The following is a 25,440-nucleotide window of genomic DNA, read 5'->3' as shown; positions in this document are numbered from 1 at the left end:
AAGAGTCAAGATACAAAAAACGTATACATTATAATATGGCAAAATTTTCGAAAGTACAGGTTATAACAGCCATGACCGAGACAGGGATGGTACCTGTATTTTATCATAAAGACATTGAAGTAGCCAAAGAGGTGCTCAGAGCCTGTTACAAAGGTGGCGTAAGGGCGTTCGAATTTACCAACCGGGGCGACTTTGCCCACGAGGTATTTGGCGAACTGGTAAAATTTGCACAAAAGGAATGTCCGGAAATGATTGTAGGTGTAGGATCTATTGTTGATCCGGCAACCGCTGCACTGTACATTCAGCTGGGAGCCAATTTTGTTGTCGGCCCTCTGTTTAATCCCGAAATCGCCAAAGTATGCAACCGCCGGTTGGTACCTTACACTCCGGGATGCGGATCGGTTTCGGAGATCGGCTTTGCCCAGGAGGCAGGATGCGACATTTGCAAGGTATTCCCCGCAGGCAACGTGGGGGGACCCTCTTTTGTAAAGAATGTAAAAGCTCCTATGCCCTGGTCTTTGCTGATGGTTACCGGAGGGGTAGAGCCCACCAAAGAAAACCTTTCGGGGTGGATGAAGGCAGGGGCGACCTGCGTCGGTATGGGTTCCAACCTGTTTCCGGCGGATGTTATCGCCTCCAAATCGTGGGAGACCATCACGGCCTATTGCCGCGAAGCATTGGATATCATAGCCAGTGTACGCTAAACAACAAGGGCAGTTCCAACGAGCTGCCCTTGTTGTTTTCTCTATAAGCTGCACCCCCTGCTTAACCCAAGCGGTTCCAGCTTCACCCCTTTCGTTTTAAACTCGGCCTCCTGATATACACGGGTCTTTATCAGCAGCGCCCCATCCAAGGCATTGGCCACATACTTGAGCGTCTGGCCCGGAGTAAGTCTTTCGATAGATTCCACCTGTTTAGGGTCCATCGTCCGGATCACATAATCCGCACTTGTACGCACCCCATCCACCAACACAACCAGTTCGCCGGGTTTTAAGTTATCGTAAAAATCCGCATCACTCTTTACCTCAAACGTAGATTTTCCCCGGGTGGAAATCAGTCCGTACCTCCACGTATCAGTACCATCTTCCTTATAAATTTTCGAAACCTTAAACCCAATCATTCTGTCCAGCAATGAAATTATATCGGATGTGTAATTCTGAGTATCAATAATTTCCCGGGTGATCACATTCACTCCGTAAAAGGGCTTAGATTCTACATGCTTGATCTTTTTGCGTGCCGAGAGGGTAATCTCCGGAATCTGGTATACTTTATTCTGATCTTCATCATATCTCGATTCTATTCGCTGCTTCTTGTTGTAGGTTGCGGCCGACTCCACCGCATAGCTTGTTCCGGTAAAATCGGTACCGGCAAATACGAACACATGCGGATAGACCGTTGGAAATTCAAACTCGTCTGCTTCCACCTTCAGAGCCGGACTCTTACCCTTGGCATTGTATGCCTGAATGAAGAATGTAGTGCCAACGCCATAATCATCCACCGCCACCTCAAATGCACCATCCTTAATTTCGGCATCGTAGGTAAATCCGTTCAACTGATTAAATGCAATAACCGATCCCTCTTTCTGCTTATTGTTAAGCTCGGTAAACACCTTCCCCTGGAAAGTGAGCAGTTGTTCAGGCATGTAACGATAATCGAACCGTTGCTGCAACAGATCCGCCCAGTCAAACCGCCCCCAGGTATTGGCTATCAGCATCCTGTCCAGTTGGGAGACCGCTTCCGTATCCAGATTCTCAAAACAAGACGCGGCATCAATAAGCGGATAATTTAAATCGGTTGTAACCAACAGCTGGGCTGCGGCAAGCGGTGAATGGTCGGGCAAGGCCGGTCTGGCTCCTGCGTGATTAAATATAACACGTTCCGAAACCACCTTACCGGCATCATCGATAAGAGCAAAAGCAAAAAGTCCCTGTTCGTATTCAGACACATCAATAATACCCGAAAGCGCATCGCCCGAAATCTTTTTTTGCAGGCAAACCTGCCCTCTGAACATCAGCACCAACTGATAGGATTCGGTCAGCTTTGCCGGTGCTTGAACCATATACCGTAACTGATGCCGGTTCAGGTTAACCTGTAATACGGGATTACTATTACACAACGGAACCTTGAACAGCTCCTCTTTATCCTCTCCTTTCATCGAAAGCAGGTACTCTTTCCCCTCTGAAGGAACAAAGCTTATACAACCGTATCCGTTACGGTCGCTGCTGATTCCACTTAAAATGGTATCCCCTGAAGCACTTACCAAAATACCCTTTTTTTCGAGGGGAGCTCCCTTCGGATCTGTAATCCGGAACACCATATTCTGTAACTTTCCAGATACCAGATGTCCGCCTTCCGGGTAAAAAGAGAGGCGGCTGTCGGCAAGAGTTAATGAATCGGTCCGGGTTTGGGCATTCCCTACCACCACCGGCACCATCGGAAAAGAGGTAACCTTGTAATTGGCCATAAAACGGGTATAGCCCCGCAGGTAATAATCGCCCGAAACAATAAATTTATCGATGGGGATACGGTCGCAGAACAATCCGTTTTCCGCCCGAATCTTATGTCTTACAAAAACAGAATCATTGGCTCCCACAAGTTCGAGGTATACATACCTGCTGTAATGGGTAGAGTCCAGTAAAAACGCATCTGTGAGCCCTCCCGAGACAGCCAGTGTATCTCCCGGCCACAACTTTGAATGTTCTACATTGAGAAAAACCTTTTCGGCCTGCAATTCGGGATAGTCGGCATTCACCACGGCAAACCCCATCAGGGGAGCCAGTAACGCAATACAGAGACAATAATATTTCTTCATACGGATCAAAGTTGCATGTCTCCATCCGGAGAAGACAGACATAAAACTTAGTAACAACACACGCTGGAGATTATAAGCAGGTATTTTCATCGGAATCAAAGTTTGTGCGTTAAATATCAGAATTAATAAATTAACATGCAAACTTTTTAAAAAATTAATTCACCCTCCTGAAACATCCTCCGTACGGAGTTTGTAGCGAAACCATCTGTCATCCCTCATTTTTTGGCCCAGATCCCTTTATGGATGCGGCTTTGGGGAATGACAGATGGCTGGTGACAGATGCTTCGCATCTCTCATCTGTCAGCCTTTTATTTAGCCTCGTCCCTATCCAAAAGACGGGACAAGATCAATCCGCAACGACTCGTAAAGCGCATGGATACGATGAAGTAGGGCCATCATTACGGACAACTAATCCAAACACAACGAAGAACTATTCCGGACACAGTAGTAAACTATTCGTTTGCGATATGGACACTTTGCATTCAACAATTGTCAAACGCAAGGTATCCATATGTTGACTTTGCGTTCAACAGCTGTCAAACGAATAGTTCTTCGTTATGAAAAAGATAAAGCCCCGTTATAAAAGGATTAATTCATTTAAAGGAAGGTGCTAAAAGATAGTTATAAAATAACACGCTTCAGTTCGGCTATCTGAAGAAGTTCCACGGTTTTCCCTTTCATTGAAATAAGTCTCTCCTTCATCATCTTATTGATCTCTCTTGTTAACGCCGGACGGGTAACACAAAGATAGTCGGCCAACTCAACCTGGTTATGTTCAATCTTCACCACAGAGCTGTTTTCGGCCTTGTATTCAAACAGGTAGGCCACAAACCGGCTGCGGATATTTTTGTACGACAAAGCCTTCAGTCGCAAGTCAGTACATTTGGTGCAATTGCCGGCCACCCCCAGAAAACTCTTTAACAAGTCCGGAATCTCGCTCATTAACCTGAAAACCGATTCGTTGGTGGCAGTCAGCAGTACCCCATCCTCCATAGCCTTGAAAGTTGCGGGCAGGGTTGTATCCAGTTTAAAAAGATAGGGAGTCGCAAATGCCCTCGGAGCAATGATATACTCGATCAGTACTTCATTATCAGACGCATCCATACTATCCACCCTCAGCCGTCCTTCCAATAAGACCATCAACCGTTTGCAGTGGGTATGCTGTCTGGCTACAATATCATTTTTCTTAATGGCATAAACCGTAAAATCCAGCTTATCCACTAATAAATGTTTGATGTTCAGGGGTAAATCCCTGAATAAAGGAATCTGAAACAATAAAGCCTCGTACTTTTCGGTGAAATCTGTCTGCTCCATATTTAACACTCTGTTGTGCAAACTTAAATAAAAAAAACAATACAGGCCCATTTTAATTGAAAACCAACTCTTTTTTGGTAAATAAAATTAGCTTTTGTAATAAAGAACACATATTTATAGAAACCGGCATTCCTATATTTGTGTATCCTATATCCGAATAATACATACAAGTATGAATAAACTAAAAACAATCATTTTCTGGGGAGCGTTATGGGGAATTCTGGAAGCCAGTCTGGGATGGGTGTTGCACTTGATCCATTTCAAGGGAGAGGTGTTGCTTCTCTATCCCTTCGGGTTGCTATGTATGATGATGGCAGCCAGGCAAACCGGCGAAACGGCAACCATTGTTAAAGTAGCCTTTGTGGCCGCCACGGTAAAGCTTATTAATTTGGTGATGCATCCGGCGGTTCCGGTTTTTCATGTTACCAATCCCGCTCTCGCCATTTTCATTGAAGGGTTGGTTACCTGGGGTTTCTGTATGTATGCCCAACGGAAGAGCAGCCGCTGGATGCTAAAGATTCCCCTGGCCATTGGTATGGTATTTGTCTCAATCCTGCTATTCAGGGGATGGCAGATTTTTATGGATGCCTATGTATCCATAAATCCGGGTATCCACAAATCTGGAGGAACCGGCCTGCTTAGTCTCTGGATAGGTCGTTCGGTTATACAGGGAGCCATGCTTCTTGGAGCGGCTCAACTGGTTGAATCTACCGGTCAGCCCATCCATCTGGCAAGGTGGACCGCCCGTCTGGCTGTTCCCTTTCTGACACTATCCATCGTATTAAATTCAATCTTATAAACCATGTTACACCCGGAAGATATAACCGGAGTTGTGCTGGCCGGAGGCAAAAGTTCGCGTTTCGGATCCAACAAGGCCCTCAGCCGGTATGGGGAGAGCTATTTTCTGCAACACATCGTCCGTAAGATTCAGCCCTACACCAAAGAGGTGGTCGTTGCCGGCTTTTATCCCGAATACCAAAAGCTGGGCGTTCCTGTATTGAAGGATGTGATACCGGATTCCGGACCACTGGGGGGTATCCTTACAGCGCTTACCTACTGTTCCACTCCCTGGATATTGGTTCTTACCTGCGACATGCCCTTAATTTCCAACGAGATTATCATGCAGATGATGGCTGTCGGCAGAGGTGAAGCCATCATAGGATGGAAGCGTGAATCGACTCCGGGTGTGTTCCCTCTACTGCTTTCCAAATCTTTGCTTCCCCACATAGAAGAGGCCATCAAAGAAAAAAGATTCCGGATGAAACAGCTATTCGACCGGGGCAATGCCTGTCTTATACCCATCCCCGATGAGTTACAGCATCTGTTTGCAAATATTAATAACCAAGAGGAATATAATAGAATACTATCATGAATACAGCAAAAATATCAGGTTCACCGGTCCGGGGACTGACTGCGGCCACCATCGGATTCTTTTTTGGTTCGGCAGCCATCTCGTTGTTCGGCCCGTCGGCCACCAAATTAAACGAAGTAATGGATTTGTCTCCATCGATGATGGGCCTTTTAGTGGCCATCCCTACCCTTTCCGGTTCGTTGCTGCGGATTCCTTTTGGAGCCTCGGTTGATGAAAACGGAGGGAGAAAATCCTTTTTATTGCTGATGATCCTGTCGGTTATCGGACTGGCCGGACTTTCAATCTTGCTGGGGACTCATTATCCGTCCAACATGCAGGGAACATACTGGCTGATATTGGTATTCGGCTGTCTGAGCGGATGCGGCGTGGCCACCTTTTCGGTGGGGGCCGGTCAGTCATCTTATTGGTTTCCAAAAAACAAACAGGGCTTTGCTCTGGGTATTTTCGGGGGACTGGGTACCCTGGGGGCGGGTGTGTTCGCCATCGTTCTGCCTCTGTTACTGCACTCCGTGGGGTTTGTGTCTGCCTATTACATCTGGACTGCCTTTATGATAGCTGGCACCATCCTCTATTTTATAATTAGTTGCAATGCCTACCATTTTCAGTTCAGAAAACAAGGATACAGCGAAGAGGCTAGTAAAGCAATGGCTATCGAAGCCGGACAGGAGCTTTTTCCGGCCGGAAACATGAAACAGAGTCTGCTGTTATCCGCCCGTATCCCTGAAACCTGGATTCTGGTGATTGCCTACTTCGTTACATTCGGTGGATTCATGGCTTTAACAGCGTGGCTGCCTACCTATTGGCAGAAGGCACACGGACTTTCGGTTACACAAGCCGGACTCTTCACCTCGGTCTACGCCTGCCTGGCTGCCTTGTTACGTATTCCGGGCGGAAACCTGGCCGATAAGATAGGGGGACTTAAAGTAAGTCTCTTCGCCATCTCCCTGCTGGGCACTGTGGCGGCAGTGATGGCCTTTTCTAGCAATCTGGCAGTTTCCGGTCTTTGCACGCTGATTATTGCCGTAGCATTCGGACTGAACAATGCGGCGATCATGAAACTGGTTCCGGTATATGTATCCAAATCGGTGGGCGGTGCATCGGGATGGGTAGGCGGATTGGGTGCTTTCGGAGGATTTGTGATCCCTCCCGTACTTGGTAAGGTGGTAGATACGATGGGCGCTACCGGTTATTACCGGGGATTTCTCATTTTCTCCCTGTTTAGTGTGATTGTAATGTTAATACTTTATTTCGGACTGGTGGTTCGCAATAAAAATAAATAATATACCCCTATGATAAAGTCTCTTTTACAAAAAAAGAAATTCTTTTCGGAAGTGACTGCTTCCGAAAAGAGAGCCTGGGAAAGTTTCTATCGGAACCGCTGGCAACACGATAAGGAGGTCCGTTCTACACACGGTGTTAACTGCACAGGCTCTTGTTCATGGAAAATATTTGTGAAGAAGGGTATTGTTACCTGGGAGATTCAGCAGACGGACTATCCGCAAAACCGTCCCGGATTACCCAACCACGAACCCCGTGGCTGTCCCCGCGGTGCCAGCTACTCATGGTACCTCTACAATTCGGGGCGCGTAAAGCATCCGATGATCCGGCATGAACTGCTGGAGGCCTACCAGCAGCAGAAGACGTTGCTGCACGACCCCGTACTGGCATGGGAAGCTGTGATGAACGACCCGGCTGCCTCATTAAGATACAAGGAGAGACGGGGCTTAGGCGGTTTCTTACGACTTGACTGGGATCTGGCTCAGGAGATCATCTCGGCAGCCAACATCTATACAATTAAGAAATTCGGTCCCGACCGCCTGGTCGGCTTTACCCCTATTCCGGCCTTTTCGATGGTTTCGTATGCTTCGGGCACCCGGTATCTGAGCCTCATAGGCGGTACGGTGCTAAGCTTCTACGATTTCTATTGCGACCTGCCGCCGGCCTCTCCTCAAACCTGGGGTGAGCAGACGGATGTTCCGGAAAGTGCCGACTGGTACAACTCCTCTTTCATCATGCTATGGGGGTCTAATGTGCCTGTTACGCGAACGCCCGATTCTCCCTTCCTTACGCAGGTAAGATATAAGGGAACGAAGGTGGTGACCATCTCTTCCGATTACAGCGACGCATCCAAGTTTGCCGATATCTGGCTGAACCCGAAACAGGGAACCGACTCGGCCCTGGGAATGGCGATGGGGCATGTTATCCTGAAAGAGTTCTTTGTGGATAAGACAACGCCCTATTTCGACTCTTATGTAAAAAAATATTCCGATCTGCCCTTTCTGGTAAAGCTGGAGCCATGCGAAAACGGATACCGTACGGGTATGATGTTGCGGGCAAGCGACTTCCCGGATCATTTAGGGATTACCCAAAATGCGGAGTGGTATCCGGTCCTGCTGGACGAGGCAGACGGCGGAATGGTGATTCCCAATGGCTGTATCGGTTCACGGTGGAATAATGAAGGGAAGTGGAATCTGCGTAACGAAGATCTTCGTACGGGTAAGGCCTATACGCCGCTGTTAAGTGTGATGGATAGAAAGAGTGATGTGGCAGCGGTTTCATTCCCTTATTTCGGGGGGGAGGAGTATAAAAATCCGCACTTCAACACATCAGACCATACCGAAGTGCAGGTACGCAACGTTCCTGTTATAAAGTGCCGGACGGAGGAAGGTGAAGTGCTCTGCGCCACCGTTTACGACATCATGCTGGCTCATTACGGAGTCGAAAGGGGTTTGGACGATCCGCAGACAGCCCGCAGTTACAACGATAATATTCCCTATACGCCCAAATGGCAGGAACAGATAACCGGTGTTGCCGCCGAAAGTGTGATAACCATTGCACGGCAGTTTGCAGAAACCGCTGCGAAGACGGAGGGAAAGAGCATGATTATAATCGGTGCCGGCGTAAATCAATGGTACAATACGGATATGACTTACCGGGCTGCCATGAATCTGCTTATTCTTTGCGGAACCATCGGTCAGTCGGGTGGCGGATGGGCACACTATGTGGGACAGGAAAAGGTTCGTCCGCAGTCGGGTTGGGCTACGCTGGCCTTTGCGTCGGACTGGGTACGGCCGCCCCGGCATATGAACACCACCAGCTATTTTTACATGCATAGCGACCAGTGGCGCTACGAGAAGGTAAAGGTGGACAGTCTGGTTTCTCCTTTGTACAAGAAGGATGAATGGAGTAAACTTACCCTGCTGGATTGCAATATAAAGTCGCAGCGTATGGGATGGTTGCCGGCTTCGCCTGAATTTGATCGTAATCCGCTGCAATTATGCAAGGAGGCTGCCGCCAATCAGATGGATGTACCAAGTTATGTTACAAGCAAACTGCATAGCGGAGAACTCAACCTGGCCTCCGAAGACCTGGACGATACCAAAAACTGTCCGAAGAATCTGTTTATCTGGCGTGCCAACCTTATAGGCAGCAGCGCCAAAGGGGTGGAGTATTTCATGAAGCATCTGCTGGGTGCACAGAACAGTGTGTTCGGAAAAGAGTTGAAGGAGATGGACGAACCGCTTCCCTTGTACCAGAAATGGCACGATGAGGGAGCCAAAGGCAAGCTGGATCTGGTAGTTACCATCGATTACAGGATGACCACCTCGTCGCTGCATTCGGATATCGTACTGCCCGCTGCCACCTGGTATGAGAAGAACGATATAAGCAGCACCGATATGCATCCCTTCCTGCATCCCTTCTCCAAAGCAGTGGATCCGGTCTGGGAATCGCGTACCGATTGGGAAATATTCAAAGGTATCTCCGCCAAATTCTCCGAGCTCTGTAAAGGACATCTGGGTGTGGAGAAAGATGTAATCATGCAGCCGTTAATGCACGATTCGCCCGGAGAAATCTCGGAGCCGCTGTTTGTGGATGACTGGAAAGAGAGCGGCAATCGTCCGGAACCGGGCAGAAACATGGGAAAACTCATTGTTGTGGAACGCGACTATCCAAATACATACAAGCGTTTCACTTCGTTGGGACCTTTATTGAAACAGGCCGGTATTACGGGCAAAGGCATTACGTGGAGGTCGGACGAGGAATACGAATTTCTGAAACACCTCAACGGGACCATCCAGAGCGAAGGAAGCACCCACGGCATGCCGGCCATGGAATCCGACCTGCAGGCCATAGAAACCATCCTCACCCTTGCGCCTGAAAGCAACGGAGTAACCTCGCGCAAGGCCTGGAAAGCGTTGGAAAAACCAACCGGGCTTGACTTGAAACACCTTACCGAGGAGGGGGGAGATACACAGATCCGGTACGACGATCTGGTACAGCAGCCCCGCCGGGTGCTTAACTCTCCTATCTGGAGCGGTATCGAATCGCACGAGGTGAATTATACATCCAACTACACCAATGTGCACGAACTTATCCCCTGGCGCACAGTAACCGGCAGGCAATCCATCTATCAGGATCATCCCTGGATGCGGGCCTTCGGCGAGGGACTGGTGTGCTATAAACCGCCCTTGTCCAAACAGGAGATCAACAACGTGAAAGAGAGGTTGCACATTACAGACAACACCCTTACGCTGAATCTGATCACTCCGCACAACAAATGGACCATCCATTCGTCGTGGAGCGACAACCTGTTGATGCTCACCCTGGGAAGAGGGGGACCTGTAATCTGGATCAGCGAAGCGGATGCGGCAAAGATCGACATTCAGGACAACGACTGGGTAGAGGTATTTAACGACAACGGTACGGCAAGCTGCCGGGCCATCGTTTCGCAGCGTATTCCGGAAGGGGCGCTTATTATGTACCACAACCAGGAAAGGACCGTCAATGTACCGCTCAGCAATATTACAGGGAACAGGGGTGGAATTCATAATTCCATCTCCCGCCTATGTCTCAAACCTACGCATATGATTGGCGGATATGCCCAATTATCGTATGGTCTTAATTACTACGGAACAATCGGTGCAAACCGGGATGAGTTTGTGATAATCCGCAAATGTGCATCCGTACTTTGGGGAGACGAGGATAGTAACGATAGAAAGGAGTCTGCAAAATGAAAATACAAGCACAAATCGCCATGGTATTGAGTCTGGACAAGTGCATCGGCTGTCACACTTGTTCGGTTACATGCAAAAACGTATGGACAAGCCGTAAAGGGATGGAATATGTCTGGTTTAACAACGTGGAAACCAAGCCGGGTCCGGGTTATCCGGTGGAATGGGAAAACCAGGAACGTTATAAAGGAGGCTGGACGATGCGGAAGAAGAGGCTCGAACTGCTGCAGGGAAGCAACATGAGCATCCTTTCGTCTATTTTTGCGAATCCGCATATGCCCGAAATAAAGGATTACTACGAGCCATATACATTCGACTTTTCCAAACTTACGGGTACCAAACGTTTTCGTACGGCACCCAGCGCCCGCCCCTACTCTCTGATTACCGGTAAGCGGATGGAAAAAATAGAATACGGTCCCAATTGGGAAGATAATCTGGGCGGAAAGTTTGAAGAGCGGAAGAAAGATCCCAACCTGAAAGAGCTCGACACCAAAGGATACGAGGAATTCGAGAAGTCCTTCATGTTTTATGTGCCCCGGCTATGTGAGCATTGTCTGAATCCGGCCTGCGCCGCCTCGTGCCCTTCGGGTGCCATATATAAGCGGGAAGAGGACGGGATTGTACTTATCAACCAGGACAAATGCCGCGGGTGGCGCGAATGTGTGAGTGCATGTCCCTATAAGAAGGTCTATTTCAACTGGGAGAGGAAGAAATCGGAGAAGTGTACTTTTTGTTATCCGCTGATCGAGAACGGGAAGCCCACCGTGTGTTCCGAATCTTGCGTAGGCCGTATCCGCTACATAGGTGTGTTGTTTTACGATGCGGACTCGATCAAAGAGTATGCGGCTACGGAAAACGACCGGCAATTGTACGAGAAGCAGCTGGAACTGATCCTTGATCCCAACGATCCTGCGGTTGTTAAACTGGCCGGAGAGCAGGGTATCTCGTATCAGGTTATCAAAGCTGCGCAGGATTCGCCGGTTTATAAGATGATGAAACGCTGGAAGGTGGCCTTTCCGTTACATCCCGAATACCGTACCATGCCTATGGTGTGGTACATTCCGCCCATGTCGCCCGTCTTACAGCAGAAAGAGGTTACCGAAGATTTCTTCGGGGCAGTAAATGATATGCGCATCCCTGTAGATTACCTGGCCAAGATGATGACTGCCGGCGACGAGGAGCCTATCCGGAAGGCGTTGGCAAAGTTGTTGGCCATGAGGCAGTATATGCGCGAGGTTACGGTGGAAAAAAATGAAAACCCGTCCATCGAAGCGGCATTGGGACTGGACAGATCGGATTACGAGGCAATGTATCGCTACCTGGCGATTGCAAACTATAAAGACCGGTTTGTTATTCCCACGGCACCCACTCATTCGGAGGATGCCGACTTTGCCAATCTTCGTGCCGGATTGGGATACGATTATCCGGGTAAGACCGATGAGGGTCGCAATTTATTCGGTGGCAGATAAGGTTTCATCTAAATAATAGCGCTATGCAAAATATATATAAAATATTGTCTCTGTTGCTGGATTATCCCAATGAAGACGTGAAAGAGAATCTATCCGGAATAAAAGCTGTTGTTGAAGAAGAGAGCGTGCTGGACAAAACGCAGTGTGATTTGCTCGGCCAGTTCCTCGGTCCGATACAGGCTATTACGTTGTCCGACTGGCAGATGCTGTATGTTCAGCAGTTCGATTTCTCCTCTTCCACCAATTTGTACCTGTTCGACCACGTTTACGGCGATTCGAGGGAAAGGGGGCAAGCCATGGTGGACCTGACAGAAATGTATAACAAAGCTGGATTTATGCCTTGTTCCGACGAGTTGCCGGACTATCTGCCTCTTTTTCTTGAGTATCTTTCTCTTCTTCAAAACGAAGAAGAGAGCCTGAAATTACTTAAGGAGGTTTCTCATATACTGGAGAACATGCATAAAGCTTTGCAAAAGAAGGAGACGCCTTATTCCTATTTGCTTGAACTGCTGTGTTCATTGTGTAATGAAGATAAATATGATATTAAACAAAAGAAAGGGATTGAAGTATGATAGCTGCCGAATACCTGAACAATTTCTTTTTAGGGTATTTGCCCTATGTTGCGCTGACGGTTTTGGCGACGGGACTTATCTACCGGACCATTCGTAGAAACAACACCATACAGGCAAGTTCGTCGCAATTTATAAGCAATGATAAGAGTCTCCGGTGGGGCAGCACGCTGTTTCATTACGCGATCTTGCTGGTTTTACTGGGACATATCCTGGGACTGCTCACCCCCGAATGGCTTTACAACTGGTTTATGACTAATGAAACAAAGCGGTTGCTGGCAATCCTGATGGGAAGTATTTCCGGAGCAGCTGCCCTGGTGGGCATCACCCTGCTTGTGGTGAGGCGGTTCAGCAACAAAAGAGTCTGGGCCACAAGCAAAATTCAGGATTATGTTATCGTGGTTTTGTTGTTGGTACAGATCTCACTGGGCCTATGGTGTACCTATATCACCACCCAATCCTCGCTGGAAGATTATATGGCCATGGAATACTGGGCACAGGGTATCTTTATTTTCGAGCCCGATTCATGGAAATATATTGCCGATGCCGATCTGATTTATAAACTACATATCGTAAACGGCTTTCTCATATTTATAATCTTCCCATTTACCAAACTGATGCATATGATTATGGTTCCTGTTCTGTATGCAATAGACCATTTCAGAAAATGACAGGAAGAACAGGAAGAATAGGTAAGATACTGCTGATGACGATCCTGTTTAGTTGCAGGATCCTGGCTGATCCCGTTGAAAACGACAGTATTAGATACACTACATTAGGAGAAGTCATCATCCTGGAAAAACTTCCGGTTTCCACAGGGTCCGAGATCTCGGCTCTTAAAATGGACCGGATGGATTTACCGAGGGTAAGTCAGGCGCTGGAATGGATTCCGGGGATAACCCTGTCGGAAGCCTCATCCCGTGGAGAGAGCCTGCTCTTTCTGAGAGGATTCGACCAGACCCGTATTCCGGTCTTTATGGATGGGATTCCGGTTTCGGTTCCTTTTGACGGGTTGATCGACCTGGGCCGTATTCAGACCTCCTCCATCTCAAAGATACAGGTGTCCAAAGGGATTTCGTCGCTTCTTCTGGGAGGCAACACCATGGGTGGCGCCGTCAATATAATCAGTACAACTCCGGCAAAGAGGTTCGAGTTTGGGGTGAAGGCCAGCACGTTGTGGAATACGGCCGCAAGTCTGGGAAGCAGGTACGACAAATGGTATGTGCAGCTGGACGGAAGTTGGCTGCATAGAAATGATTTCAGGCTGCCTTCCGGCTATACTCCCGTAACAGGCCTGCAGGAAGGTGATATACGGCATCACTCCCGCACCACCGACTATCAGTTTAATGGCAAATTCGGTTTTACGCCGAAGGATGGTGACGAATACATGGTTGGTTACAGCCGGATAACCGCCGACAAATATGTGCCTCCTTATTTAGGTACGAACGGAATGCCCCGGTTCTGGAGATATAAGGACTGGGATAAAGAGCAGATCCATTTCTTTTCAAGAACGGCCATCCATCCGGACTGGAGTTTTGAAAGCAGGCTGTTCTACGATCGGTATTATAACTTGCTGAAGGCGTACGATAACAAAGAGTATAACAGTCAGCAGAGTAAATCGGCCTTCAACAGCTATTATGATGACTACTCGGCTGGTGCCCGGTTCATTCTGGCATGGGATGGAATACAGAACCATACCCTGAAATTAGGGACAAATTATAAAAGGGATGTTCACAGGAGTCATGACGACCTTGATCCGGTAGCGACGCAGGATGAATATACAGCCTCTGTAGCCCTGGAAGATACCTGGGAAGCGAGCAGCCGATTATCTTTCCTGGCTGGAGCCGGATTCTTTTATCATAAAGGGAATAAGGCCGAAATGTATGAACCCCTGCCCGGATCTAAAAACTATGGAATTGTAAGCTATCCCACCTCATCCGATCAGGATATCAATTACCAGTTCGCCGTGGACTACAAGCACAACAGCAACCATTCGTTTCGGTTTTCCTTTTCGAGGAATGCCCGTTTCGCTTCGTTGAAAGACCGCTATTCCTACAAACGGGGAAGGGCGATTCCGAATCCGGATTTGAAGACGGAGCGTTCGTTCAACCTTGATATCACCTACAACGGAAACTACAACAACCTCCGGTGGTATGCCAGTGCCTATTATATGTTTCTGAGCAATACGATCCAGGAAATTACGGGTGTGGTTGAGAGTGATCCGCTTATCTGGCAGCTCCAGAACAAAGGGAAAGCTCATCACCGGGGCGTGGAAGCGGGACTGTCTTACCACTATAATTGGATAAAGGCCGAGGCAAATTATACGTTTATAAACCGGACGAACAAGAGCGACACAAAAGTCAGCTTCACCGGAGTTCCGGATCATAAATGGAATGCCATGCTGGAGGTATCTCTTTGGCACCGGTTGGTTCTGATAGCCCATATGACTGCCGTAACCAGCACCATGGTAAGCAGCAACGGCGACCTGTCTATTCCCGGTTATGCTCTTTTTCATTCCAGCATCGGTAAACGGTTCAATCGCATCGAAGCTAAGCTGGGGGTAAAGAATCTGTTCGATAAACTTTACTATCTTTCGGAAGGATATCCGATGGAAGGTCGTTTATTCTATGCCTCCCTTTCTTATACATTTAATTCACAGTAGCTTGAGATGGTACATATTATAACAGGTGACATCCACAGTGGGAAAAGTACAAGATTCCTGAATTTATACTCCCAAGGGAACCGGGAAGTGGGGTTGTATGCTAAAAAGTTGTATGCCCCCGACCAAACTATAGCAGGCTACAACCTGGTTCTGCTGCCGATCATGGATGAAATTCCTTTTATATGTCTGAAAGAGTCCGTTGCAAGCCATGGAGATTATTACACCCAAGGCCGGTTTGCCTTTTGGAAAGAGGCTTTTAAAAAAGGCGAAGATTATATTTTAGGTTCCCCTTCCGAAAAGGCAGTCTGGATTGATGAGGTAGGCGGACTTGAACTAAAAGGGTTGGGTTTTGATTTCTTATTACGCACATTAATAGACAGCCACCGGGATGTAACCTTTACAGTACGAACCAGTCTGTTAAAGAGTATCTTAGACCGATACAACATCACAGAATACATCCTTTTCTGAAAAGAAATCCGGTGGGATTATGAACCGGACTATCGTTTAAAAAAATGTAGTATCAGATTTTTATATACTTTTGCACGTATGAAGATCGGGATACGACATAGTGAATCGAAGGTTTGGTTTCGCAGATGGAGCCGAAAGTCGTATGCCGTTTTTGCAAGTCTGCATAAACAGGTCCTTATCTCGCGGGTTGGAAAAAGTATTACCGAAGCTTCCCTTTCCAAAGAGAAAAAGGGTAAACAATTTTTTATTTTTATTACGCAGGAGGAGACAGCAGAAAATGATGCCTCCTATCCGGACCCTCCGCTTTCGTATCTTTTACCTGACACTCTTTTTGCTTTAACAGCTGTTTTAATATCAGAAACAGCTGCTAATACGTATGCTATAACCGGAAATTACAATCTTAAATATTCAAACCGTATCATTTTAGAACTGGGTTCTATTTTGATACGGTTTTTTTGTATCACTAAAAATTAAAGAATTATGAGGATGGATGACCTAGAACAAAAAATCGGACAGGGAATATCTTTAAGTGTTGAAGAGGTAACCTATATCGCTAAACATCTCACATCGGATGAGTTGTATGAAATGGCACATAAGGTGACTATAAAATTTGCATCCAGGCAGTTCGATTTATGTTCCATCGTAAATGTAAAATCCGGACATTGCAGCGAGGACTGTAAATGGTGCGCTCAATCCGGACACTACCCAACCGATACAGAAATCTATGGGTTGGTAGATCAGGAAATAATTCTCAACCAGGCCAGGCACAACGAGGAAAAAGGAATTACCCGTATTTCCTTGGTGGCAAGCGGGTGTGGACCGGCAAGAAAAGACCTGGACGCACTTTGTAAGCATATAAGCAGGCTGCAAGCTAATTGCGGAATGAAAGTGTGTGCTTCGTTGGGACTTGCGTCCGAATCGCAACTAAAACAACTTCAGGAGGCAGGTGTTACACGTTATCATTGCAACCTGGAAACGGCCCCTTCCATGTTTGGGAAATTATGCACCACCCATACACAACAACAAAAAATAAACACTCTGCTTACAGCCAAGCGTTTAGGTATGGATATTTGTTCCGGCGGCATCATCGGGATGGGAGAAACCGAAGCCCAACGCATCGAACTTGCATTCAAACTAAGGGAGTTGGAGGTACAATCAATTCCCATAAATCTATTACATCCCGTCCCCAATACACCTCTGGAGAACACTCCGCTTCTAAAGGAAGAAGAGTTGGTACGCACCGTTGCTTTATTCAGACTTATACATCCAACCGTTTACCTGAGATTGGCGGGAGGACGGGCCCGGCTTTCAGCCGATGCACTAAATAAAGCATTGTATGTGGGTGCAAATGCCGCAATTGTGGGAGACTTGTTAACCACTGTTGGTTCGAATATTGATGAAGACAAACAACGATTTAAAGAAGCTGGCTATGTACTCTGACGTTACAACTAATAATTACAATACATTCGACCGCGAACATTTGTGGCATCCCTATACTTCCGCTACCAATCCTTTGCCGACCTTCTTAGTAAAAAAAGCCGAAGGGTGTACCATAACGTTGGACAACGGACAGAAACTAATTGAAGGGATGTCTTCCTGGTGGTGTATGATTCACGGCTACAACCACCCGTTATTAAATAAAGCGGCTGAAGATCAGATTCGTAATATGTCTCATGTGATGTTCGGAGGGTTAACGCACCGTCCGGCAATAGATCTGGGGAAACTGTTATTACAGATAGTCCCCTCTAATCTTCAAAAGATTTTTTATGCAGACAGCGGCTCTGTGGCCGTTGAAGTTGCTTTGAAAATGGCTGTTCAGTATCAGTATGCAAAAGGCTTTCCAACAAAAAATAACTTTGTTACAATACGCTCCGGATACCATGGAGACACATGGAATGCCATGTCGGTTTGTGATCCGGAAACTGGTATGCATGGATTATTTGGTTCTTCGTTGCCAATCCGGTATTTTGCGCCATCTCCTCAATGCGGTTTTTCCGACGTATGGGATCCGAAGGATATCGAACCTCTGCAGAATTTAATTAAAGAAAGGCATCGGGAGCTGGCCGGATTAATCTTAGAACCCATCGTACAGGGAGCAGGAGGTATGCGGTTTTACCATCCGGAGTATTTGAAAGAGGCTTACAGATTATGTAAAGAATACGATTTACTGTTGATTGCAGATGAGATAGCAACTGGTTTTGGACGTACAGGAAAATTGTTTGCCTGTGAGCATGCGGCAATTGAGCCTGACATTCTTTGTGTCGGCAAAGCGCTGACAGGTGGGTATATGACCCTATCGGCTGTTCTCACCACCAATGAGGTGGCGGAATGTATTTCAAATGGAACTCCCGGAGTATTTATGCATGGCCCCACCTTTATGGGAAATCCATTGGCATGTTCGGTAGCTATAAAATCTATCGAACTATTACTTTCGTCAGGATGGGAAGAGAAAGTGCGGACGATTGAAAATCAAATGAGAGATGAATTGTCTCCGGCACTGTTGTTGCCTCAGATTAAAGATGTAAGGGTGCTGGGGGCTATCGGGGTCATTGAGACCCGGAAGCCCGTAGATATGGCCTGGATGCAACAGCGCTTTGTTGATGAAGGCATTTGGGTGCGTCCCTTTGGATGTCTGGTCTACATTATGCCTCCGTACATAATAAGCAAAGACGAATTACATAAGCTCACTACATCCTTAATTAAAATTGTAAAAGAAATAGTATGAATTATACAGATAAAGAAACAGCCTGCAAACAGGAGCTGATTCAATTGGAACAAACAGGGAACTTACGAGGGTTACCCGGCATTGAATTAGATGGCAAATGGATTCATCTGGATGAAAAGAAAATGCTGAATCTTTCATCCAATGATTACTTAGGAATTGCGTCCGATCAGAAGATGAGACAAGACTTTTTATCGAATCTAGACATTGACAAAGCAATATTCTCGTCGTCTTCGTCAAGATTATTGACCGGCAATTATCCTGTTTATCAAAAAGTGGAACGTTTGCTGACCGATTTGTATAAGAAAGAAAGTGCCCTGGTTTTTAGCAGCGGGTACCATATGAATATGGGAATACTTCCGGCAATAGCAGATAAAAACACCCTTATCCTTGCAGATAAATTAGTTCATGCCAGTATAATTGACGGAATAAGAATATCGTCAGCTCAGTGTATCCGCTACCGGCATCAGGACTACCGACAACTGGAAGAATTACTGGATAAGCATCATGCCGGCTTTAGAAGTATGATTATTGTTACCGAAAGCATCTTCAGTATGGATGGAGATGTTTCCCCTCTTCCGTTACTGGTTCAGCTCAAGAAAAAATATCCGAACACCTTTCTTTATGTAGACGAAGCACATGCTGTGGGCGTTAGGGGTTTAAACGGCCTGGGAATTGCCGAAGAGGAAGATTGTATCCCAGAAATAGACCTCCTTTGCGGGACATTTGGGAAAGCGTTTGCATCTATGGGAGGATTTGTTGTCTGCAGCAAAATATTCCGCGATTATTTGATCAACCGGATGCGGACATTCATCTTCACAACGGCCCTTCCGCCCATTCAATTGGAATGGAGTTTCTTTGTATTAACCCAGATGATAAATATGAAAGAGGAACGTATGTGGCTCCGGAAATCGTCTCAAACAGTAAAAGAGGCCCTGGAGGAAAAAGGATTCACCTCTACATCCAGCAGCCATATACTGCCTGTCGTTATAGGAGACAGTAAAGAAACCATCCTAAAAGCCGGAGAGATGCAACGAAAAGGGTTTTATATGCTTCCGGTACGCCCTCCTACGGTTCCCGAGGGAACCTCCAGACTACGAATATCACTTACTGCCGGCATCACATCCACCGAACTAAATCAATTAATACAGAACTTATAGAGATGAAACAACAATTTATAGTGAATGAGAATCGTCCGGGGTTACTGCTCTTCTTTGCAGGATGGGGGTGCGATGAAAATCTTTTTGCAGAAAGGGTCCCATCCGGATACGACTACATGCTTTGTTATGATTATTCTTCGATGGATTTCGACTTTACAGTCCTGGCGAATTACCAAAGCATCCGTCTGATGGCATGGTCAATGGGCGTCTGGGTGGCTGCAAAAACATTCCTGGACAGGCCGTTCGACTGGGAAATGAAGATGGCGATCAATGGTACCCTGTCACCCAAAGACGATTGCAACGGCATTCCCAAAGCAATCTTTGAAGGGACCTTAAATCAATTCTCGGCAAATACCCTGTCTCGTTTCCGAAAACGGATGTGTGCCTCATCGCAGCAGGCAGAACTGTACTCAAGCAGAACGGCAGACCGGAGCATTGAAAGTTTGAAAGAAGAGCTGACTACATTAAACCGGGAGATAGACCGTTCTGCAGAAGAAAAACTATCCTTTACATGGGATAAGATAATTATCGGACGTCAGGATTTGATTTTTCCTTTTAAAAACCAGATGAATGCCTGGGCAGGTCATAATTTTGAATTGCGTGAGATGCCGCATTACGATGCTTCATTTTTTACATTATGTATTCAGGGGGAGGATAGTTTATGGACAAGACATTAATAATGAACAGGTTTTCAAAAGCAAGACCCACATACGACACCGAAGCTGTTATACAATCTAAAATTGCAAAACACTTGGCATGCCTGGTCAACAGGTTCATCGACATCAATAAGGTTGAACGTATGCTTGAGGTTGGATGCGGTAGCGGAATGTTCAGCCGCTTGTTTTTAACCAACTGCAAACCACAGAAAGTATTTCTGAACGATTTATGCTCTGATCATAAACATTCTTTATCCGACTTACTTTCTGATAGTATCTATTTTTGGGAAGGGGATGCAGAATCAATCCGTTTACCTGACAAACTGGACCTGATAGTTTCCTGTTCGGCAATTCAATGGTTTGAAAACCCCGTGAATTTTATACGTAACTGCCAAGCTTTGCTCAATGAAAAGGGATGTGTGGCAATCAGCACTTTTGGCCCTCAAAATTTAAAAGAAGTGGGTACGTTGACGGGGATATCCCTGCGTTATCCAACGCTGAATAATCTCCTGCTCTCTTTATCAGACTCCTTTAATGTGATATATTCACATGAGGAGTTGCAGAAATTGACATTTAAAACCCCGGTGGAAGTATTGCGCCACCTTAAAGCAACAGGAGTTACAGGAATAAGTAAACAAAGATGGACCAAGGCTAAGTTATCTCATTTTTCAAACCAATATGAAAAACTATATCAGTCTGAAGAAGAAGGAATAACCTTAACCTATCATCCTGTTTATATCATTTTAAAAAAGAAAGACGATGGAAAATAAGGTATATTTTATTAGCGGTATGGATACCAATATAGGAAAAAGCTATGCTACCGGATATTTGGCCAGAGAATGGAATGCTAAAGGAATCAGAGCAATCACTCAAAAAATGATTCAGACCGGCAACAGCCACGTTTCGGAAGATATTAAGCTGCACCGGCACATTATGGGGTGCGGATGGCTGCCGGAAGACGATGAAAGATTAACAATGCCTGAGGTATTCACCTATCCTTGCTCACCTCATCTGGCATCGGAAATAGATAAACGGGCTATTAATTTTAATAAAATTAAGCATGCCACACAGCAGTTGAGTGAACGTTTTGACGCGGTTCTCCTTGAAGGAGCCGGGGGATTGATGGTTCCGCTCACCCGAAAATATCTTACAATAGACTATATTCAAGACAATCAGTATCCATTGATTTTTGTAGTTTCGGGTCGTTTAGGGAGTATAAATCATATATTATTGAGCCTAGAAGCAATTCAAAAGCGAAACATTCAGTTGCACACGCTGATATATAATCTGTATGAAGACAGGGACGGAGACCCCATTATACGGGAAGATACTAAAACCTTCATTCATCAATATATCAAGGATTTCTTTCCTGAAACAAAAATAATGGAGCTGCCTCTTATAGATTTATAAGTGAACTACCCAAAGCTATTCAGGCCTTCGGATTAGTTTTCGAAGGCCTGAAATAAATCTCTTATTTAGTTATTATATTTATTTAACCACTTTATCCTTTCGCAATCAATTAATTATGATTAGGTTTGCATAGTTAGATCTTAAATTTTAATCTTATACAAACTATGAGCAATAGTAAAGCCACACTCCTGGCAATGATTCCGGTTGCCGTATTTATTTTTTTAGTTGTCGGACTGCTTCAGTGCAATTTCATTACCGTCGATGCAGGTGCCTTCCAAAAAGAAAAGGAATATACCAAAGAAGAACTTCTTTTGTTTGCCGATTTTGCATTTCCAAATGACAGAATACGAAAGTATGATGAAGACATCAGGGTAGTTATAAAGAACAAAGAATACCTGAATGATGCATCCATACATGAGGTGGACTCTATTATTGCCATTCTAGCGCCTCTGGTTCATCCAATTAAAATATACAGGGTGGAGAAGAAAGGAAATTTAGTTGTAACCCGGAATAAGCAAACATCAGGAAAGTATAGGAGATCAAGTGGCTGTGAGAACTCAAACCTCTTTGAAACACTTTCATGGAGTAATACGTATTCCGAAATATACGATACGCACCACTATAACGGGGCGAAACACATTTTCAAAGAATTTGAACATGCCCTCGGCTTAGATGAGCCAACCAAGCAATATCCATTTTATACAAATATCAATTCCAATACCCCGCAAAAGCCCTATATATTCAGGTCTTTCGAAGAATCCGACAGTTGCACGGCTCAATTCTACATTTCGGAACAGGAAAAGATGGTGATTAAAATGTTATACTCGCCCGCCATTAAGTCCGGACTACGTAAAGAGGAATTCATGAAGCAATTCAAGTTAAGCTGAACGCTTTAAACGAAAAAAAGAGTATCCTTTCGGAATACTCTTTTTTACCTGGTGATCCGCCTGGGGCTCGAACCCAGGACCCCATCCTTAAAAGGGATGTGCTCTACCTGCTGAGCTAGCGAATCATCCTATGCGTTACTTCTGTAATGCGGGTGCAAAGGTACGGTTTATTTTTATATATGCAAGCATTGGAGCAACTTTTTTACTATTGATCGCCACTTATTTTTCCCCGCTTCAGCTGCCTTCTGGTTTTTTCCGACTCTATCTTACTCTGTTCCATCAAGATAAAACGTTTATAATAGGATAAGGAAAGTGTTGTTAAAGGTAGTGCAACAATAAGTCCTACGAACCCTAAAAGGGTTCCCCATATGGAAAGAGATAATAAAATGATGGCAGGATTGAGTCCCATAGCCTTTCCCATTATTTTAGGAGTGAGAAACAGATCCTGTATTCCCTGCACAACACACAAAACCAACAATGCCGATCCAAAAATAAGCCAGAAACTACCGCCGGTTTCGGCGGCCTTTAAGAGACTAAGAAGCAACATGGGAATTAATCCCAGAGTTTGCAGGTAAGGTATCAGATTCAATAATCCGATAAAAAGGCCCAATGAAACAGCCAGCGGGAAATCTACAATTTTAAAACCAATGGCAAGCAAGACCCCTACACATAACGCAATCAGTGCCTGTCCACGGAAATATCGGTTCATGCTCACCTCCACATCTTCGGCCAGACCTTGTGCAAAGGGGCGATACCTTTCAGGAATCAGCTTAATCCATCCTTCGGCTATCTTCTCATAGTCCAACAGGATAAAAATGAAATACAGCATTACAACAAACAGGATTGTAACGCTAAACAGCAAGGAGAAGGTACTGGACAAAAGCGTCCACATCCTGGGAGCAATCTGTTTCAGGGTATTCAGCAGGTTCTCGCGACTTATCAATTCGCTTAAATGCAGCAGATCCATCTGATTGACGATGTAGATTCTCCAGGATTCGGGTATCAGCGGAATATTTTCCGGATTGCCCTGGTGTGTTTGCAGCAATTGGAATGTACCCTGGATTTCATCTATTATGGAAGGAACCACCAGTTGATAAAGTAAAATCAGTAACCCTACCAACGATACTAAAACGGCTGTAATTGAGAGAACCCGGCTTTTAAATTTCAATTTATACTGAAAAAAACGGACGAAAGGCTGCATCATATAGGCCATCAGCCAGGCAACAAGGAAAGGTAACAGGGCATTTTTCAGCACTGCCAACAAATAAATCAACCCTCCTATCATCAGGACACTGAATACAATCCTGGATACACGGTCGAATGTAAATGGCTTATCAAACAACGGATTCATTCCAAAAGTTTTTATCTTTGCTTTCTACAAAGATAGAATAAAGAAATTAACCTTATAAGGATGACTAAAAAAATATTATTTCCGGCTATATTATGCTGCTTCACTTTGGCAATCCTGGCTCAAACGCCCCAGCCTGTTAAGCGTTTACTCAAAATGCCCTACATGAAAGGTGCCTCTTTCTCGCTTGTAATCCAGGAGGTTGGAAGTGATAAGGCAAAATATGCCGTTTCACCCGACCTGTCTGTTATTCCGGCATCTGTAATGAAAACGGTAACAACAGCCACCGCGCTCGAATTGCTGGGTAACGACTATCGCTTTGCCACTTCGCTGACTTACGACGGACATATAAAGGATGGAGTACTTCATGGCAATCTTTACATTGAAGGAAGTGGCGATCCTACGTTGGGATCCCGTTTTGTAAAGGATAACAACACTGAGTTTCTGAATGATTGGCTGCAGGGAATCAAAGCGGCAGGAATACGATCCATTGAAGGATCTATGATTGCCGACGAGCGTTGCTTTGATACCGAAGGTGTCTCCATCAAATGGGTGGGAGAAGATTTGGGTAGTTATTTCGGTGCCGGCAGTTACGGTCTTTCGGTCTTCGACAATCAGTACAAGGTGTTTGTCCAAACCGGAGCAGTGGGCACAAAACCGGTTATCAAGCACTCGGAACCCGACATGAGCGGGTTGCGTTTTCACAATTATCTAGTTGCCGGAGCCGTTGCAACCGACAGTTCCTATACCCTGGGAGCGCCCTTTGCCGCAGACCGCTACCTGTACGGCGTGGTGCCTGCCAACCGGCCGTTATATACCATGAAGGGTGATATCCCCGATCCTCCTTACTTCTTGGCCGACTACTTCAGTCGCTTTTTAAAAGGCAAAGGAATCCAGGTTGGCGGTCAGCCGTCCTGCTTCAGACTGCTGGAAGAAAGCCAACAGTCCACCTCAGCTAAAAGAGTAAACTTAGTTACCACCTACTCTCCACCCGTTAGCGAAATAGTACGTATTACCAACGAAGTAAGTCAGAATCTGTATGCTGATGCTTTACTTAAAACAATCGGACATTCCTATACTCCGGAAGCAGGCGAAGTAATCTCCTCTTTCGGGAAGGGAATCAAACGGGTAAAACAATTCTGGGATGCAAAGGGTATCGACACCTACCCGCTTTGGATGTTTGATGGAAGCGGACTCTCATCCAGTGATAAGCTTTCGGCCCGTTTTCTGGCAGACATCCTGCTTTATATGGCCACGGATGCCTCTTCATCGCAGACCTTTTACAACTCTTTGCCCCGTACGGGAATAGAGGGAAGTGTCCGGAATTTCATGAAAGGCTATTCGTTGGAAGGAAATATCCGGCTTAAAAGCGGAAGTATGAGTCGGGTTAAGGGATATGCCGGCTATGTGGACAAAGATGGCAAACGTTATTGTGTAACTTTATTCGTGAACAACTATTCGTGTGATGGTAAAATAATGACCTACGAACTGGATAGGTTGCTACGGAATCTATTTGAATAGACATCATATAAAAGAAGAAGCCCTTCACCGGACAACCGCTTGTTAAATACGGTCTGCA

General features: G+C 45.8%; 22 protein-coding genes and 1 tRNA gene. 19 read left to right on the top strand and 4 right to left on the bottom strand.

The window, feature by feature from the left end; all coding sequences use genetic code 11:
• Positions 1-35: 35 nt before the first annotated feature.
• On the top strand, positions 36-704 hold the full coding sequence (locus F5613_RS13230; protein WP_068182015.1) for a bifunctional 4-hydroxy-2-oxoglutarate aldolase/2-dehydro-3-deoxy-phosphogluconate aldolase: 669 nt from the start codon (positions 36-38) through the stop codon (positions 702-704).
• 41 nt (positions 705-745) lie between these two features.
• Here F5613_RS13230 and F5613_RS13225 read toward each other — a convergent pair whose 3' ends face one another.
• On the bottom strand, positions 746-2,902 hold the full coding sequence (locus tag F5613_RS13225; RefSeq protein ID WP_179400116.1) for a TonB-dependent receptor plug domain-containing protein: 2,157 nt from the start codon (positions 2,900-2,902) through the stop codon (positions 746-748).
• 531 nt (positions 2,903-3,433) lie between these two features.
• Positions 3,434-4,126, bottom strand: a complete 693-nt coding sequence (locus F5613_RS13220) for a Crp/Fnr family transcriptional regulator (protein WP_079684373.1) — start codon at positions 4,124-4,126, stop codon at positions 3,434-3,436.
• A gap of 172 nt (positions 4,127-4,298) precedes the next feature.
• On the opposite strand from F5613_RS13220, the gene F5613_RS13215 reads away from it, so the two are divergent.
• The 17 genes from F5613_RS13215 to F5613_RS13135 all read left to right on the top strand — a co-directional run bounded on the left by F5613_RS13215 (position 4,299) and on the right by F5613_RS13135 (position 22,513).
• Positions 4,299-4,925, top strand: a complete 627-nt coding sequence (locus tag F5613_RS13215; protein ID WP_179400115.1) for a hypothetical protein — start codon at positions 4,299-4,301, stop codon at positions 4,923-4,925.
• A gap of 3 nt (positions 4,926-4,928) precedes the next feature.
• A complete protein-coding gene (mobA, locus tag F5613_RS13210; protein ID WP_179400114.1) occupies positions 4,929-5,498 on the top strand; it encodes a molybdenum cofactor guanylyltransferase in 570 nt (189 codons plus the stop codon).
• Complete coding sequence (locus tag F5613_RS13205; RefSeq protein WP_079684376.1) at positions 5,495-6,778, top strand: MFS transporter; 1,284 nt, start codon at positions 5,495-5,497, stop codon at positions 6,776-6,778. Before mobA ends, F5613_RS13205 begins: the two co-directional genes overlap by 4 nt.
• Before the next feature lie 9 nt (positions 6,779-6,787).
• On the top strand, positions 6,788-10,513 hold the full coding sequence (locus F5613_RS13200; RefSeq protein WP_179400113.1) for a nitrate reductase subunit alpha: 3,726 nt from the start codon (positions 6,788-6,790) through the stop codon (positions 10,511-10,513).
• Complete coding sequence (gene narH / locus F5613_RS13195; RefSeq protein ID WP_179400112.1) at positions 10,510-11,979, top strand: nitrate reductase subunit beta; 1,470 nt, start codon at positions 10,510-10,512, stop codon at positions 11,977-11,979. Before F5613_RS13200 ends, narH begins: the two co-directional genes overlap by 4 nt.
• 23 nt (positions 11,980-12,002) lie before the next feature.
• A complete protein-coding gene (narJ, locus tag F5613_RS13190; protein ID WP_179400111.1) occupies positions 12,003-12,551 on the top strand; it encodes a nitrate reductase molybdenum cofactor assembly chaperone in 549 nt (182 codons plus the stop codon).
• Entirely contained in the window at positions 12,548-13,219 is a 672-nt protein-coding gene (narI, locus tag F5613_RS13185) for a respiratory nitrate reductase subunit gamma (protein ID WP_068184658.1), read from the top strand. Before narJ ends, narI begins: the two co-directional genes overlap by 4 nt.
• A complete protein-coding gene (locus F5613_RS13180) occupies positions 13,216-15,210 on the top strand; it encodes a TonB-dependent receptor plug domain-containing protein (protein WP_179400110.1) in 1,995 nt (664 codons plus the stop codon). The genes narI and F5613_RS13180 overlap by 4 nt, the downstream gene beginning before the upstream one ends.
• 6 nt (positions 15,211-15,216) lie before the next feature.
• Positions 15,217-15,678 carry a nucleoside-triphosphatase gene (locus tag F5613_RS13175; RefSeq protein ID WP_179400109.1) on the top strand — a complete coding sequence of 154 codons (462 nt, stop codon included), beginning with the start codon at positions 15,217-15,219 and terminating at the stop codon, positions 15,676-15,678.
• Positions 15,679-15,756: 78 nt separating this feature from the next.
• Positions 15,757-16,152, top strand: a complete 396-nt coding sequence (locus F5613_RS13170) for a hypothetical protein (protein WP_179400108.1) — start codon at positions 15,757-15,759, stop codon at positions 16,150-16,152.
• A gap of 12 nt (positions 16,153-16,164) precedes the next feature.
• Positions 16,165-17,118, top strand: a complete 954-nt coding sequence (bioB, locus tag F5613_RS13165; RefSeq protein ID WP_179400107.1) for a biotin synthase BioB — start codon at positions 16,165-16,167, stop codon at positions 17,116-17,118.
• Positions 17,108-18,403 carry an adenosylmethionine--8-amino-7-oxononanoate transaminase gene (gene bioA / locus F5613_RS13160; protein WP_179400106.1) on the top strand — a complete coding sequence of 432 codons (1,296 nt, stop codon included), beginning with the start codon at positions 17,108-17,110 and terminating at the stop codon, positions 18,401-18,403. The genes bioB and bioA overlap by 11 nt, the downstream gene beginning before the upstream one ends.
• Positions 18,400-19,560 carry an 8-amino-7-oxononanoate synthase gene (locus F5613_RS13155; protein ID WP_179400105.1) on the top strand — a complete coding sequence of 387 codons (1,161 nt, stop codon included), beginning with the start codon at positions 18,400-18,402 and terminating at the stop codon, positions 19,558-19,560. The genes bioA and F5613_RS13155 overlap by 4 nt, the downstream gene beginning before the upstream one ends.
• Before the next feature lie 2 nt (positions 19,561-19,562).
• Positions 19,563-20,237, top strand: a complete 675-nt coding sequence (locus F5613_RS13150; RefSeq protein WP_179400104.1) for a pimeloyl-ACP methyl esterase BioG family protein — start codon at positions 19,563-19,565, stop codon at positions 20,235-20,237.
• Positions 20,222-20,986, top strand: coding sequence for a malonyl-ACP O-methyltransferase BioC (bioC, locus tag F5613_RS13145; protein ID WP_179400103.1), 765 nt, complete (start codon positions 20,222-20,224; stop codon positions 20,984-20,986). The genes F5613_RS13150 and bioC overlap by 16 nt, the downstream gene beginning before the upstream one ends.
• On the top strand, positions 20,976-21,626 hold the full coding sequence (bioD, locus tag F5613_RS13140) for a dethiobiotin synthase (protein ID WP_179400102.1): 651 nt from the start codon (positions 20,976-20,978) through the stop codon (positions 21,624-21,626). Before bioC ends, bioD begins: the two co-directional genes overlap by 11 nt.
• Positions 21,627-21,790: 164 nt before the next feature.
• The gene (locus tag F5613_RS13135; protein WP_179400101.1) at positions 21,791-22,513 is read left to right on the top strand and encodes a hypothetical protein; all 723 of its coding nucleotides are present in this window, start codon (positions 21,791-21,793) and stop codon (positions 22,511-22,513) included.
• A gap of 49 nt (positions 22,514-22,562) precedes the next feature.
• Here F5613_RS13135 and F5613_RS13130 read toward each other — a convergent pair.
• Positions 22,563-22,638 (bottom strand) — tRNA-Lys (locus F5613_RS13130).
• 80 nt (positions 22,639-22,718) lie between these two features.
• Entirely contained in the window at positions 22,719-23,864 is a 1,146-nt protein-coding gene (locus F5613_RS13125) for an AI-2E family transporter (protein WP_179400100.1), read from the bottom strand.
• 60 nt (positions 23,865-23,924) lie between these two features.
• On the opposite strand from F5613_RS13125, the gene dacB reads away from it, so the two are divergent.
• A complete protein-coding gene (gene dacB / locus F5613_RS13120; RefSeq protein ID WP_179400099.1) occupies positions 23,925-25,382 on the top strand; it encodes a D-alanyl-D-alanine carboxypeptidase/D-alanyl-D-alanine endopeptidase in 1,458 nt (485 codons plus the stop codon).
• Positions 25,383-25,440 lie beyond the last annotated feature (58 nt).

The sequence above is a fragment of the Macellibacteroides fermentans genome (genome assembly GCF_013409575.1).
Classification (GTDB): domain Bacteria; phylum Bacteroidota; class Bacteroidia; order Bacteroidales; family Tannerellaceae; genus Macellibacteroides; species Macellibacteroides fermentans.
This window is presented reverse-complemented; position numbering and strand designations above follow the sequence as displayed.